The 14062-nt window shown below is 48.6% G+C and carries 12 protein-coding genes and 1 tRNA gene; 2 read left to right on the forward strand and 11 right to left on the reverse strand.

Annotation, left to right across the window (positions count from 1 at the left end; all coding sequences use genetic code 11):
• Positions 1–101 precede the first annotated feature (101 nt).
• On the reverse strand, positions 102–551 hold the full coding sequence (locus NDI44_RS01960; protein WP_190413330.1) for a hypothetical protein: 450 nt from the start codon (positions 549–551) through the stop codon (positions 102–104).
• A 321-nt stretch (positions 552–872) separates the two neighbouring features.
• Here NDI44_RS01960 and cobS point away from each other — a divergent pair, with 321 nt between their 5' ends.
• Positions 873–1676, forward strand: coding sequence for an adenosylcobinamide-GDP ribazoletransferase (cobS, locus tag NDI44_RS01965; RefSeq protein ID WP_348235255.1), 804 nt, complete (start codon positions 873–875; stop codon positions 1674–1676).
• 254 nt (positions 1677–1930) lie between these two features.
• On the opposite strand, the gene NDI44_RS01970 is transcribed toward cobS, so the two are convergent.
• Both NDI44_RS01970 and NDI44_RS01975 read right to left on the reverse strand, forming a co-directional pair.
• Positions 1931–2002: transfer RNA gene (locus NDI44_RS01970), tRNA-Gly, on the reverse strand.
• 117 nt (positions 2003–2119) lie between these two features.
• A complete protein-coding gene (locus NDI44_RS01975; RefSeq protein WP_190413332.1) occupies positions 2120–3778 on the reverse strand; it encodes a DUF1565 domain-containing protein in 1659 nt (552 codons plus the stop codon).
• A gap of 406 nt (positions 3779–4184) precedes the next feature.
• Between NDI44_RS01975 and NDI44_RS01980 the strand changes: the two genes are divergently transcribed.
• On the forward strand, positions 4185–4739 hold the full coding sequence (locus tag NDI44_RS01980; protein ID WP_190413334.1) for an alpha/beta hydrolase: 555 nt from the start codon (positions 4185–4187) through the stop codon (positions 4737–4739).
• A gap of 50 nt (positions 4740–4789) precedes the next feature.
• On the opposite strand, the gene NDI44_RS01985 is transcribed toward NDI44_RS01980, so the two are convergent.
• The 8 genes from NDI44_RS01985 to NDI44_RS02020 form a co-directional block, all read right to left on the reverse strand.
• Positions 4790–4996 carry a hypothetical protein gene (locus NDI44_RS01985; protein WP_190413336.1) on the reverse strand — a complete coding sequence of 69 codons (207 nt, stop codon included), beginning with the start codon at positions 4994–4996 and terminating at the stop codon, positions 4790–4792.
• Between the two features lie 337 nt (positions 4997–5333).
• On the reverse strand, positions 5334–5999 hold the full coding sequence (locus NDI44_RS01990; protein ID WP_190413338.1) for a low-complexity tail membrane protein: 666 nt from the start codon (positions 5997–5999) through the stop codon (positions 5334–5336).
• Between the two features lie 112 nt (positions 6000–6111).
• On the reverse strand, positions 6112–9174 hold the full coding sequence (gene infB / locus NDI44_RS01995; RefSeq protein ID WP_190413340.1) for a translation initiation factor IF-2: 3063 nt from the start codon (positions 9172–9174) through the stop codon (positions 6112–6114).
• A gap of 275 nt (positions 9175–9449) precedes the next feature.
• Entirely contained in the window at positions 9450–9794 is a 345-nt protein-coding gene (locus NDI44_RS02000) for a YlxR family protein (RefSeq protein WP_190413342.1), read from the reverse strand.
• A gap of 50 nt (positions 9795–9844) precedes the next feature.
• Positions 9845–11173, reverse strand: coding sequence for a transcription termination factor NusA (gene nusA, locus NDI44_RS02005; protein ID WP_190413344.1), 1329 nt, complete (start codon positions 11171–11173; stop codon positions 9845–9847).
• 118 nt (positions 11174–11291) lie between these two features.
• Positions 11292–11753, reverse strand: a complete 462-nt coding sequence (gene rimP / locus NDI44_RS02010; protein ID WP_190413346.1) for a ribosome maturation factor RimP — start codon at positions 11751–11753, stop codon at positions 11292–11294.
• Between the two features lie 107 nt (positions 11754–11860).
• Entirely contained in the window at positions 11861–12079 is a 219-nt protein-coding gene (locus tag NDI44_RS02015; protein ID WP_190413348.1) for a hypothetical protein, read from the reverse strand.
• Between the two features lie 291 nt (positions 12080–12370).
• Entirely contained in the window at positions 12371–13786 is a 1416-nt protein-coding gene (locus NDI44_RS02020; protein ID WP_190413350.1) for a hypothetical protein, read from the reverse strand.
• Positions 13787–14062 lie beyond the last annotated feature (276 nt).

Consider the following 14062-nt stretch of genomic DNA (forward strand, 5'->3'; position numbering starts at 1 on the left):
GAGTCCTACTAACAATAGTCTTTAGTCTTTAGTTTTTAGATGATTAGTCGATTTTTATTGACTAATGACTGATGACTAACGACTTCCTAACTAAAGATTACTTAGAATAAGCAATCGTCGTCGTCAAGTTGGACATCCCACTTAGCAGACAGAACTTGTGTCACCATTGCTTCTAAAGCAGCGGCGTTAATGATCGGCGTGCTTTGCTCTTGGAGTGGGGTAGAAAGTGGTATCAAACGTAACTGACGATGATCTTGAATCAAGTCAAAATAAGATTCCTGTTCGCTCGACTGGTGCAGTTGCAGATAATCAAAACTATGGACGTTAAGATAGATTGCCTGGTTAGCAATCATCGTAGACCGCTGTGGTTCAGCAAATACGTCCAGTACGCATCCTTCGCCCTCGCTCTGCACTTTGCCATCGAGGGTGTGGATGTAGCGAACGCGACCTAGATCGGTCAACAGTCGTCGCATATCTTGTTTATTAACAATAATGCCGCTGTCAATAATACATGGAGCCGGTAAGTGGGGCGGAGATTGGTCATAAGTCATGGGAACAGCCTCTGGTTCAAACAAGCCCGATCTTGCCTGGTCGCTGCGTAGATGCAACAGAATAATGCGATATACACTACTTAGGGAAGTAGGTAGCTTTCATAACCTAATGGTATACGCGCTTTGGGCAAGAATCCGAATCCTTACGGCATACGCATTCGACGGTTATGGCGAACGCGAACACTCAGCAAAGCGCGAGCAGCCTAACGGCATACGCCTATGGCAATCGGAACTGCTACGAGACAATCTTAGCCCAACATTTCTCCCCTGTTCATACGCTAATCTGCTGAATTTGTTATTGAAAAGTCATTAAGTTTGTTTGTGGTGCAAATTTTCTCATTTTGGAAAGGATTTCTGGGTGCGATCGCGTTTTACACCTGTATTCCGATTCCATCTGGATGGACATTAGAATTTCGCGGCATTGCGCGTTGGGCACCTTTGGTGGGTTTATTTATTGGAGGGTTACTCGCTCTTCTGGATACTTGTTTTCAACTGCTGGGTGTCCCAATGCTGACTCGCTCTGCAATGGTCGTTGTTGCTTGGATTGCCCTCACCGGGGGTCTGCATCTGGATGGGGCTATGGATACAGCAGATGGACTGGCAGTGCAGGATTTTTCTTCGGACAAGCTACGCGAACGGCAGCGGCGTTTAAAGGTGATGGCAGATAGCGTCACGGGTGCGTTTGGGGCGATGGCAGCGATCGCGCTGCTGCTATTAAAAACATCTGCTTTGAGTGACTTAGAATCTTATCGGTGGCTGGCACTAATGGTATCGGCAGGATGGGGAAGGTGGGGACAAGTGGTAGCGATCGCTTGCTATCCTTACCTCAAAGCGGAGGGTAAAGGTGCCTTCCATAAAGAATCCATCCGGACGCCTCAAGACATCCTACTGGGATTGCTAGTGCTATTTGCCCTGATGGGATTACAGATCGTTCTATCGCCGACTCGGTGGCTCGCAGCGGTGGGAACAGCCGCCGCAGGATGCACGATCTCGCTTTTAACCGGAGCCTGGTTTCACCGCCAGCTAGGCGGACATACGGGCGATACTTACGGAGCAGTTGTAGAGTGGACAGAAGCTTTGTTATTGTGCGCGATCGCTAGCCTCTACTCTCACTTTTCCGGCTAAGTTCTCTGTCGCAAGTTGCCAAGCCTTACATAGAAATTCCAATTTCAGCCAACGGCGTCAGAAAACTTGAATCCCAATTGAGGTTTTTTTCGATATTCCAAGTCGCCTTGTAAAAATGCCTGCCACTGCCTCAACTGCCCAAGCCACTGCGAATCGTTTCGGCAAATTGGATGATTTAGCCTTAACGACATCCCTAATTGTCAAAGCGACATTCATCTATCAACGATGACATTTAATGAGTCACTGTCTAGAAAAGCGGGTAATCGGACTCGAACCGACGACATTCACCTTGGGAAGGTGACGTTCTACCACTGAACTATACCCGCATTTTGAGGTTAACCATCAGCAGTCTACTGATGGTTAACCTTTATTATACGACCGATCGAACACCAGCATCCAGTAGTTGGAAAACTAGCGCGATACATCTTAACGTTGAGTCGCGATTATGGAGTCTTGACTAGATAAGGTGAAGAAATCGCCTCAGCACGACCGGCATTCACCAGCGCCTGGTAGACAAAAGCGGCGACTTCAGCACGGGTGGCATCACGACTAGGATTGAGCTGAGCCAGTGTGGGATAGTTGACCACCAGCTGTTTCTGAGTTGCGCCAGCGATCGCTGTGCTGGCCCAGCTAGGAATCTGGGTGGCATCATTGTAAACAGACAGCACATTTGTATCCTCAGAGCGCAACTTCAAACCACTCGCTAAAGAAACTAAAACCTGCACTCTGGGAATGCGCTGTTCGGCTCTAAAAACTTGACCCGGATACCCAGACAAAAAGCCTCCCCGGTAAGCGCTTTGAATCGCTTGATAAGCCCAATAATTAGTTTTGACATCGACAAAATTAATCCCAGGCTGTATCTGTGCTGGTGAAAAAGCCTTGTTGATAATCGCGGCAAACTGAGCGCGGGTGACAGGTTCGTTGGGGCGGAAAGTCCCATCAGGGAAACCAGCAATTACATCTTTAGCAACTAAAGCTTCGATATAGGCTTGCGCCCAGTTCCCTTGAACATCGGCAAAACCACCGCTAGGTATCGACGTCGCCACAAAATCCACGCGCCCGGAAATCTTCTTAGAATCAATATCGTTGCCGACCGCGATGATAGTATTCGTGCGCGTTAGGTTGGCAACATCGAAACGAACATTGTTGCGAATCCGATTTTGCCCAGGATTCTCTTGAGTCCCTAAATTGGGCTGGGCATCTCCGCTTGCTACGACTCCATACCGCGTGTTTGCCTCAATAATGTTGTTACGAAGGACTGGGGCAGCGGAGTTGGAGGCGACGATTCCATCAACGTTTTGGACAATGCGGTTGTCTGCGAGCAAAGGCGATGCCGTCTCAGTTAGGACAATCCCATTCCCCGTCTCTTGAAACAGATTGTTGCGGACTTCTCCTTGCGCTGTCTTAGCGACTGAAATGCCATTCCCCTTATTTCTGGTAAAGATATTGCTTTCAATTTTGGGGGTAGCTGTCCCGGTGACGAAAACTCCTTCCCGGTCGTTGCTCGAAAAGGTGTTGTTGCTGACTGTTGCATTGGTAGATTCAATCCACAGTCCAGTTCCCCGACGATTCGGGTTAGTGATGGTCAATCCTCTGACTTCACTGTCTTTCTCTGCTCGTATTGCAATGTTCTGACCGGAAAAGGTGGGACTAACATAGCCGCCGCCGCCAATAATCGCTACAGTCTGCCCTTTGCTTTGCTCGTCGCCGCGCAGAATGACGCCTTGTTTGACAAGGAGGGGGAAAACTTCACCCGTGTCAGCCGTGTAGGAACCTGGAGCTAATTGTACGACTGTGCCAGAGCGGGCTTGCTGGAGGGCGTAGGTGATAGTGCGATAGGGTGTGTTTTCACTGGTGCCAGCACTGGCAGTATCGTTGCCCGTGGATTGGTTGACGTAGACAACGTTCGCGCTTGCAGGAAGTTGAGCTATCTGCGTTGATGGCGGGGTAAGGGCAGCCGCAGGAAGTGCCATGACCCCGCCAGACCAAAGTAACAAAGCGCTTAGCAGGGACGCCCGGACGGGTACGACACCAGCGAAACGTTTGGCGAAACGGATGCTAGAAGAATGGGAGAAACGATCGGGAAAACCCTGGGGTGTCATACGTTTGATGCTTTTGATGTGCATTATTAACTGTACGATTTAGTAACTTAGAGACTCACCAATTGGGATATTTTTTTACGCTGGAAGCTATACATACTTGGTGTATGCACTTGCGTCGCTAATATTAATATTCACAATTACGTTTGATGACAAGTTGCGAATATTATCAGTTCCCAACATGGCAACTTGCCCCTGCAAAGAAAATTCAGGCGATGTAAACCCTGAAATGCTCATAGGGCTGAGGTTTTATAAATTTAAGAGCGTTTTGGCTTAGGCTAATCCAGGCGAGAGGGATGATTCAAAAGCAGTTGTTACTTGAGCAGGAGGATGCAACCCATCGGCATCCAGTATCGTCAAAGTAGAGATAGCACAGTTGCGCTATCTCTAAGCTGTTTTCAGGTTCCTTATGCGCTCTCTACTGCTGCGATCGCTACCTTTCGTGTTCTCTTTAGCCGCCGCTACGGGTATTTTGTTTAGCCCCTCTCGTGCGGATGCTGCCAATACAGTCGTGCTGAAGTACCGCTTTCTAAGGGAATCGGTATCTGTTCCCGAACTCACAACTTTTGCTGAAACGGGTGAACTTTCGCCAGCGCTACGTGCTTATTTGGCTATGGCAGGAAGAAAACCTGAGGATTTGCGAAAAACCCTAACGCAAGAAGTTAAGGTGAATGCCCTCATTTTAGATCGGGTACTCAATAACCAGATTGGGGAATTAGTCTTGGGTCAAGTCAGTGACGTGGTTCATACTCCCGGAAATGGCGCAAACATCCAGTCTTTGCGAGGAGCTGTGATGAGTTCAGCGCTTCCAGACAATCAGATTACCTTGATTGAAATTTTAGAAAATTACCCAACCTCAGAAGTTCATGTGGAGGGCGATCGCCTTGCTGAGGTTTTTGGCAAACTCAAGCGACTGGGACAGGGCTTGCCCAATCTAGGTGATTTAATCAGAATTGGTCAGTAGTGATGGGTCGTTAGTCATTCGTTCTTGGCTACCGAACGAATGACTTATGACTAATAAGCAAGAGTTTCTAGGGTTTCGCGCAGATACCGGCGAACCCGATAATCAAGGTTGAACTCCTGAAGGCGGTCGTTATCCAACGGGTGTTCTATCTCCCAGCGCTGAAACCCAGAACTGGATGCGATCGCTTGCTTGAGGCTTTCCCAGATTTTGGTATTGCCGGAGAATTGGCTGGTTGATGAAGCAGGAAACCTGATCATATGCACCTTAAATTAAGGGAACAAGGAGTTTTCAGCTATCAGCCTTCAGCAATTCTATTTTAGATTTTGATTTTAGATTGTGAATTTACAACCCACTCTAAAATCTAATCTCTAAATCTAATCTTTAAAATTGACTGCCCGCTGATGACTATTTAACAAATTTCTATGTCTATTCTTAGGATAACGCAGTTAGGTTGGGGGGATTTGTGCTGTCAGTAACATCTCGCTAGTCAACCAGCCAAAACTTTTTGAGTTACGCCAGTTGCTGAAAGCTTTTCTACATAGACACCCATGTGCTGAAAAACCAAGAACCTTGAAGAAAAATCTCTTTTTTAGATTAGTCGGAGGACGCTGGGGCTTCTATTCCTGCATTTATTGGTTCTACAGAGTTGGGTGATATCGCCGATGTCTCGGAAATTTCCGAAGGTAAGATTTGATTGACCTGTAGGCCCGGAATTGTAAATTGTTGCGGGATTTCTTCTGCTGAACAGGGTTGCGTAGCAGAAAATGCTGCTTCATTAGTCAAAAGGACTCGCGCCACGCTCAGTGGTATCTGCAAGAACAAATTGCTTGCCAGAAATGCCAGTGCCGCTACTAGCAGTCCAGCGAACCGCCACTCCGGGGGAAGCGGTGTAACAGTTGCCGCTAGCGGTGCTGCCTGATAGATTAGCCACAATACCCACAGCATGAAACCAGCTGCTAGAACGGCTACAAATTGGTTTGTAGGTGACTTGAACTGTGACAACAGGCGTCGCTGGTTAAGCGTCAGTTGGCTTGGCTTCAAGGCCACTGCCAGGATGCTAAAAATGTTAAAAGGACGGCTCAACTGCATCCACAGTATGGGTGCAATACCTACAGTTGCAACCAAAAAAAGTTCCAACGACACCGGCAACACGGGATCGCCAACTGCCAAACCCAGCCAGCATAGTTCCAACCAAATGGGAACTGTCGCCAGACCAGCAAGATGAATCCACAAGAACGGTTCCAACCAAAAAGAGCGCATATTACAAGTAGTAAAAAGGCAAAAAGCAAAATAAAAGGCAAAAGTCAGAAGAAAGGCAAAGGAGATTATTTCCTTTTTTCTTTCTTTTGACTTTTGCCTTTTGACTTTTGCCTTAATTTGGCGAGAGAGTACGGCGCTTGCTAACCATTTGGTAAGCTTCGATAATGTCGCCTTCTACCCAGGCATTGAAACGATCGACTCCGATGCCGCATTCGTATCCAGCATTGACTTCCTTGGCATCTTCCTTCATCCGCTTGAGGGAATCTAAGACGCCATCATGAACTATCTGACTGTTGCGGCGCACCCGCACTCGGCAGTTACGAACCACTTTACCCGACAGCACATAGCAACCAGCGACGGAGCCACGACCGACTGGGAAGACAGCCCGGACTTCGACTTGACCCAGAGGCTCTTCCACCTGCTCCGGTTCTAGCAGACCTTCCATTGCACCTTGAATATCATCTAGCAGTTTGTAGATGATGTTGTATTCGCGCACATCGACACCTGCTTGATCCGCTGCTTGGCGTGCACCACTGGCAAGGGTGGTATTAAATCCAACAATTACAGCGCCACTGGCAGCCGCTAAGTCAACGTCTGTCTCGGTGACTTCTCCAGGAGCCGCTAACAGCACCCGAACTTGTACCTCATTTTGTGGCAGCTGTCCGAGCGCGCCCAGAAGAGCTTCTACGGAACCTTGAACGTCTGCCTTCAGAATCAAGTTGAGTTCTTTGAGATCGCCTTCCTGCGCTTGAGCTGAGAGGGTATTCAAAGTGACTCGGCGCGATGCCATGACCTGTTGCAGGCGTGACTGGCGTTGCTCGTCGGCTCTGACACTTGCGATCGCGCGACCTTCTTTTTCGTTTGGATAGACTTCAAACTCATCGCCAGCCGCTGGGACATCGCTCAAGCCCAACACTTCCACCGCGAACGATGGTGCCGCTGCCGTTACCCGATCTCCCCTGTCGTCGATCATCGCCCGGACTTTGCCCAATACTGAGCCAACTACCAGGACATCACCAACTCGCAACGTACCATTTTGCACCAGCAAGGTAGCAACTGGGCCTCTCGACTTATCTAGATTGGCTTCAATTACCGTACCCTTAGCTGCGCGGTCTGGGTTTGCAGAGAGTTCTAAAACTTCGGCCTGGATCAAAATCATTTCCAGCAGGGTATCCAAGTTTTCCCCTTTGATGGCGCTCACGGGAACCATGATGGTATCGCCGCCCCATTCTTCGGGTTGCAGACCGTACTGGGTCAACTCTTGCTTCACACGGTCTTGCTGGGCATCCGGTTTATCAACTTTGTTGATCGCCACAACAATTGGCACCTCAGCAGCTTTCGCGTGGCTGATTGCTTCAATTGTCTGGGGTTGGACACCATCATCGGCAGCAACCACCAGAATAGCGATGTCGGTGACTCGCGTTCCCCTCGCCCGCATTGCTGTAAAGGCTTCGTGACCGGGGGTGTCTAGGAACACAACTTGCTGAGTTTTTCCTTCATATTCCACATCCACATGGTAGGCACCGATGTGCTGAGTAATTCCCCCAGCTTCTCCCTGCGCTACCTTGGTTTTGCGGATGGAATCGAGCAGAGTTGTTTTCCCGTGGTCTACGTGACCCATAATGGTCACTACTGGCGGACGGCGTTGCAGGTGATCGAGGTCTTCCTCTGTCACCATCTCCGTTACTTTTGTCGCCGCAGCTTGTTCTTCTTGCGTCTCCACTTCTACGCCCAGTTCTTTCGCCACCATTGTGATGGTTGGGATATCTAGGGTTTGGGTGATATTGATCGCAAAGCCTTTAAAGAACAGAGTTTTGATAATCTCTGTTTCCTGAACTGCTAAGGCCGTAGCAAGTTCTTGAACGGTCATACTGCCCGTTAACACCAGATTTTCCGGACGTTCTGCTTTAGCAGCAGGTTCGCGACGGCGATCGCGATCGTTGCTTTGCCCTTCGCCGCGCTGCATTTGAGGCTTCCGCTTCTCTCTTTCCGCTGCCACCACGACTGGGCTGGCTGGACGAGCTTTCTGCTGCTTGGGAGGACGAGCTACAGATAGACTCACCTGTAATGCTGCTGGCAATTCCTCTAAATCTGTGTCAAAGTCTTCGTCGTCATCAATGAGGGGTTGAACCCGACGCTTGGCTTTAGCACCTGCCTTGCCTGCTTTATCTGGGTTTTCTTCTTCCTCATCTTCCCACTCAGGTTTTCGCTTATTGGGACCAACGAGACGGGGGGGATTCGGTTTTCTTGCCTCTTCTCCCAGAGTATCGGGCGTTCCCAAACCTTCATCATTTTCGTCCCGTAGTAGCTTCGAGCGACTGGAACCAGGTTCTAGTTGCGTGTCACCAGCACCGCCTGGGCGTCTACCAACAGGCATGGAAGGTCGCACCGGCCTTTGGGGAGGCGAGTGCAGTTCTGGAACTCGGGGTGGAGCCGGGGGGGCAGGTCGCTCCGTTCTGACGGGGGCAGGAGGAGCCGAGGCGTTAGTTCTTTCGGGTGCCCCGCTCGCTGGTCCTACTCTTTGGGGTGCGCTGACAGGCGAGCTAGTAGCTGTTTCTACCTTGGCACGTTTTAATACAGGCCGCTCCACATTACTTGGCGCAGGACGCTCCCCTGCTTGTCGCATGGGAGGTTCAACCAGATGGGGAGCTGGTTCAACAGCTTTCGGAGCTGGAATAGGAGGAGCCTCTACTGGGTCTACCTGTAGTTTTTCTGCTTCTACTACTTCTACTACAGGAGGATTATCCCGCTGGCTAGGACGCACTGGTTTATTCAGACTTGTCGGCTTCATGGGTGATGGCGTCTGCTGTCTTACTGGTGGTTGGGGAGGAATCGCGACCTGTTCTCCCGGCTGTTGTGGTGCGTTAGAACCAGACCCAGATTTATGCTGACGAATCTCCAGAATTTGCGGCTTGTTTTCTAGCCGGGGTCGCACCGATTGAGCGGCTGGCGGTGCTGTTTTACGTTGATCCATTGGAGCCCGCGCACGTGAAGCTGGTCGGGCTGCTGCCTGTTTTTCTGCCGCCGAGCGAATACTCTCCGCCTCCGATTCAGTTATTGTGCTGCTGTGGCTCTTGACTGCAATATTGAGCCGCTCACAAATTCCTAGAATATCCTTATTCTCCAAATCCAATTCCCGCGATAACTCGTAAATTCTTACTTTGCCGTTGTTCATCCAGTCTTTCCCCTCGAATCCTACCAGTTTTTACACCATAACCATCTGCTTGAACGACAACTTGTTGATCATTTGCTTACTGCCTAATGGGTGTGAAGCTTTAACTTGCTGCCTATACTTCTACTAATGATATCCAAGCTACTTATGGGAAGTCTGTTTATCACCAAGTAAATTCCCTATCCCTAAGGATAGTGAAACACTTCTATTTCTAATTTTGCACAAATCTTTACAATTTGGGGCACGTCGCTTTTTTTGGGCTTCTTTCCTACAATATCTCATTCGGACGGCTGTTTTAGGTCTGATGCGGATGGGAGGCAACGTTCTTGAGGGCTGGATTCGCTTCTTGACAAGGAGCGATCGCAGCCTTCAAGTTTAGTAGCTAGGCGCTGCCACAGGGTTTGGTACAGTGCTTCTGGAACAGGTACTTTGAGCGCTCTGCCCAGCCTATTTTTTTTTTGAGCCGCTACCAGACAACTTTCTTGGGGACAAAGATAGGCAGATCGCCCCATCCCCCGATCTAATTGTAACTGCTGGGACGGATAGACTCTGACAATTCGCCAAAACGCCGATTTTGGCGCGACTTGGCGGCAACTCACACAACGGCGGTAGTTTGGTTCCATCTCAAGCAAGGGGGGAGTTTAGATTTTGAATTGAGGATTGAATCTCAAATCTAAACTTCCGTGGTTTCCACCTCATCTACATCTACATCATCAAAATCGTCACCGTTCTGCTGCCAGCTAGGAACTGCTGTGGGTCTTTCCAGTTCGTCTGGCTCATCGTATTCTTCCTCATATTCAGCTTCCTCTTGGGCTTGCCGAGCGGCTGCGATCGCTGCCATGTTCCGAGATTCCGCTTCGTAATCGTACTTGGCAATATCTTTAATATCAATTTTCCAACCAGTCAGACGGGCTGCTAGACGGACATTCTGACCTTCTTTACCAATCGCCAAACTTAGTTGATCCTCCGCCACCAAAACATGAGCCTGACGAGCATCTGGGTTAATCAGACGCACCTCATCCACTCGTGCGGGCGAGAGAGCATTGGAAATATAAGTAGATGGGTCGGGCGACCAACGAATTACATCAATTTTTTCGCCACGTAATTCATTCACTACCACTTGAATCCGCGATCCTCTGGCACCAATACAAGCTCCGACGGGGTCCACATCGCGCTCCAGGGTATCGACCGCGATTTTAGTTCGCGGGCCAACGTGACGAGACGGAGGATTTGCTTCCCGCGCCACTGCTACAATCCGCACCACCTCATCCTCAATCTCTGGGACTTCGTTGGCAAAGAGATAAACGACTAAACCTGCGGCAGCTCTAGACACTAGCAATTGTGGCCCCCGCGCTGGGCCTTCGCGTACTTTTTTGAGAAATACCTTGAAGGTTGCATTGGCACGGTAATTATCGTTGGGTAGCTGTTCCCGTTTCGGTAAGTCGGCTTCTACTTCTGGCTGACTAAACCCACTACTGACAGCTAAAATCACGGATTGCCGCTCAAATCTCAGTACCCGCGCCTGCAAAACGGTTCCTTCCAGTTCTTGGAACTCTTCTGCGACGAGTTTGCGCTGCTGATCTCGCAGTTTTTGCGATAGCACTTGCTTGGTCTGAATTGCTGCCATGCGACCGAACTCAGTTTGATCGGGGGTTACATCTAAAACCACCGTGTCGCCAATCGCTGCTTCAGGCGCGACTTTCTGCACTTCTTCTAGACCAATTTCATGATCGCCACTACTCACCTTTTCAACGATGGTCTTGGTCGCCAAAACGCGGAAGCCTTCTTCTCCTTCTTGTTCTAGGTCGAGTTCGACTTCAAAGTTTTGAAAGTACTCTTCATCAAAATGATGCTTGTCGAGGTTCTGGGTACGACGATATCGCTCGTATCCTTTCAATAAAGCTTCTCGTAGGGCTGCTTGTACGGCACTTTTGGGTAAATTGCGCTCTACACTAATTTTATCGATTAGCTCTTTAAGTCCGCGTAGACTAACCATTGACATAAAAAAACCTCGCTAATTGCTATTGGTAATTGGTAACTGGTAATTGGTAATCGGTCAGTGGTCAAGAGGCAACTTCCTTGCGAACCACTGACGACTAACTACTAAGCTGACAGCTCAATTACCGTTTTTCATCCAGCTGCACTCGGCTGACCATTTGGCGGGGAATGGCGATCGCTCGACCTTTCTGGTTGAGGTAAACACCCTCTTCATCCCGACGAATCAGTTGCCCTGTCCACTCTTGCTGACCTTCGTAGGGTTCGGATGTGGTGACAATTACGGGAAATCCCTTGAAGGAGATGAATTCCCGATCTGTCGTCAACTGACGCGAAATACCGGGACTAGAAATTTCCAGGACATAGGCATCAGGAATGAAATCCGCTGCATCCAAAGCAGCCTCCAATGCCCGACTCATTCGTTCGCAGTCATCCAGCCCTGTGTCAGCGTTGCAATTCCGGATGTCCACGCGTAGCACGGGTGGGCGTTGGTTGGTGTGAAAAACCGCCCCGACTACTTCCAAGTCCAAGGCTTCTGCCACTGGCGCTGCTAAATCAATAATTTGTGGAATCAGGGGATGAGTCATTGGAAAACTCCAATAAAAAAAGTGGGTGCTGCCCCACTTCCTGCGAACACTATATTCCAAGAAGTCTCTGGACGAATCCTGATGGATTCGCCTTCCTAACTTTGAGTTTAACTCAAGCGGTATGCCAGTGGCGAGTCGTCAACCGAGCGCTGAGGGAAGATAAGAAAAAAGAGATAGGCACCGATGCTCGGTGCCTGAAGGGCTAGGAAAATTGGACTGAGGATTATTAACGTAGGCGCGTGCAAGCGCGGGATGAAGACTCTGTAGAAGAACAATTTTTCTTCTGGGTGGCGGCGCGATCGCGATCGGAAACTCTCTAGAAACATCTATGAAAGAAATGCTAGAAATTGAGATTGGTAGAGAATGTCTGAAAAATTGGTTATGACACTCCTTATCTATCGGGAATTTGGCGTTTTTGCGACAATCTATCAAAATTTGTGGCAGGTAGTTTACTAAATAAATAATCCTTCCCAGATGCCAATACTACTGTTCAAACACCTTCGTATCCAAGCTCAACAGTCTCGGTCTTGTCCTAGCACAAGCCAAGACTAAATTTGAATCCTAAATAAGGAGTTCAAGTTAGAGATTGACATCAGCAATTGACATACAAATTCAAATTATTGCTTGACAATCTGACGGATCGCCCGTGTTTCTTCTAACACTTGCTCCAAATCTTGCTCGGACAAGCGTTGGACGTAGTTGAGTTTCATTTCCTCCAACATATCGAAAAGTAAAGATTGAATTTTCTGAGCAGTCTGCTGTCTTTGCACCTCCGATCCTAAGGCTTCAGTGAAGTGTTCTATCAGGTGTTTGGAAAGTTCTGCGCCAACCGGATCGTCTTCCAGAGAGGCGGTGAGGGTGTTGTAGGCTGCAAGTGAGATTTCTTTGACCAGTTTTTCAGTTATCTGTGTGGGGATAGTACCCACTCCAGGTACTTGCTGGAGTCCCCGATAGAGGGGAGATTGGCTGAGAATTTTTTCAATGTTGTGCTGTAGAATTGCCTCTAGATCTGGCTGAATTTTTGGTAACACTTGATTGACAGTTACTTTCATCAGTAAAGTAGCGATCGCTTCTACTTCATTAACATTGTTAATGTCAACATAAGGACGAGCCTCCCGTCCTGATAACCACCGAGTCAGTTCTCCGCCACGAATCGACCCTTGTAGCTGGTTGATTACCCGGATCACAATAACTTCTGCCAATTCTTCTGCAAAGTTTGCCGCAAATCCTCGGTTAATTTGCACCCGGATTGATTCTAAATTTAATAATTGTGCTTGGTGTAGGCGCATGAAAACTGAAATGACGCGCAGCCACCGCCAAAAAGGTAGCAGCAAGAAAATATCATACCAGCGCCACATCATTGCTTCGAGCCAAGTGAGGCTATGGTGACGTCGGTGGATATAGTAGGTACGAAGTAGAAACTCAATGCCAAAGGGAATGATAAACCAGAGATCGATTTTCCAGAAGTAGTCAACGAAATTACCTGTTTCCCCAACTGGGCGAAAATAATTTCTTGCCATCAAAGGCTGAATTTCTTGGTTATAAAAGGTAATTTCTTTTTCCACGCCAGCTTGGGATAAATAAGGCAGACTCCAAAAGGTGCTAAAAGATTGTTTGGCAGAGACATTGCCAACGCGCTGACGCATCCGATTTTTGATTTTTTCCAGAGTCCCTGTCTTATTCGCCTCTGCAAACGGGTTTGTCTCAATCATTTCCACACTTTGTTGGCGCAGTTCCTCCAGTAAAGTTGCCACCTCTGGCGACTGCAATCCTTCTGTCTGTTGCAGCTGTGCTTTGAGTTTTTCTACTGTCTCTAGGTACTGCTGGGTTTCTCGATGGGGTTCAATACCTTTGATGGGGTCATAGATTCGGGTAATGCTGCGAAATTCCCGCAGGTAGAAATCGCGCAGCGGAATGTAAGTTAAGTCGAACAGCGCTAAGCCCAAGTTAGCCACTGCCAAAAGTGCCATCACACGTTCAAACCACAAGTTCCGGCGGGATTGGGGAGTCTTTGCCAATTTTTGAGGTGACATGGAAAGGAAGATGAGGTAATTGGTAATCGGGAATCGGTAATGGAAAAAAAGGGAATGACGAAAAAGCTGCTACCTACTACCTAGCTAGCATCCATCACAATTTTCAATTACCAATTATCAGCTTGACAGACCCTCTGAAGCTTCAGTCATATTTGATACCACTAATTGTTCACCAATTGCTGATGTTGCCTTCAAAATAGAAGGATTCTATTGGATATCAGCACGCTGAAAGGTCGAACCCGGTAGCGCACGCGACGCGATCGCAATTGGCGGTTG

The organism is Trichocoleus sp. DQ-A3 (assembly GCF_039961975.1).
GTDB lineage: Bacteria > Cyanobacteriota > Cyanobacteriia > Cyanobacteriales > FACHB-T130 > FACHB-T130.

Coding starts and splice junctions, on each gene's coding strand:
- NDI44_RS01975 (WP_190413332.1), bottom strand. CDS start 3,778: ATGACACCCCAGGGTTTTCCCGATCGTTTCTCCCATTCTTCTAGCATC.
- NDI44_RS01960 (WP_190413330.1), bottom strand. CDS start 551: ATGACTTATGACCAATCTCCGCCCCACTTACCGGCTCCATGTATTATT.
- NDI44_RS02000 (WP_190413342.1), bottom strand. CDS start 9,794: ATGGAACCAAACTACCGCCGTTGTGTGAGTTGCCGCCAAGTCGCGCCA.
- NDI44_RS01990 (WP_190413338.1), bottom strand. CDS start 5,999: ATGCGCTCTTTTTGGTTGGAACCGTTCTTGTGGATTCATCTTGCTGGT.
- infB (WP_190413340.1), bottom strand. CDS start 9,174: ATGAACAACGGCAAAGTAAGAATTTACGAGTTATCGCGGGAATTGGAT.
- NDI44_RS02020 (WP_190413350.1), bottom strand. CDS start 13,786: ATGTCACCTCAAAAATTGGCAAAGACTCCCCAATCCCGCCGGAACTTG.
- rimP (WP_190413346.1), bottom strand. CDS start 11,753: ATGACTCATCCCCTGATTCCACAAATTATTGATTTAGCAGCGCCAGTG.
- nusA (WP_190413344.1), bottom strand. CDS start 11,173: ATGTCAATGGTTAGTCTACGCGGACTTAAAGAGCTAATCGATAAAATT.
- NDI44_RS01980 (WP_190413334.1), top strand. CDS start 4,185: ATGCGCTCTCTACTGCTGCGATCGCTACCTTTCGTGTTCTCTTTAGCC.
- NDI44_RS02015 (WP_190413348.1), bottom strand. CDS start 12,079: ATGTTTCTAGAGAGTTTCCGATCGCGATCGCGCCGCCACCCAGAAGAA.
- NDI44_RS01985 (WP_190413336.1), bottom strand. CDS start 4,996: ATGATCAGGTTTCCTGCTTCATCAACCAGCCAATTCTCCGGCAATACC.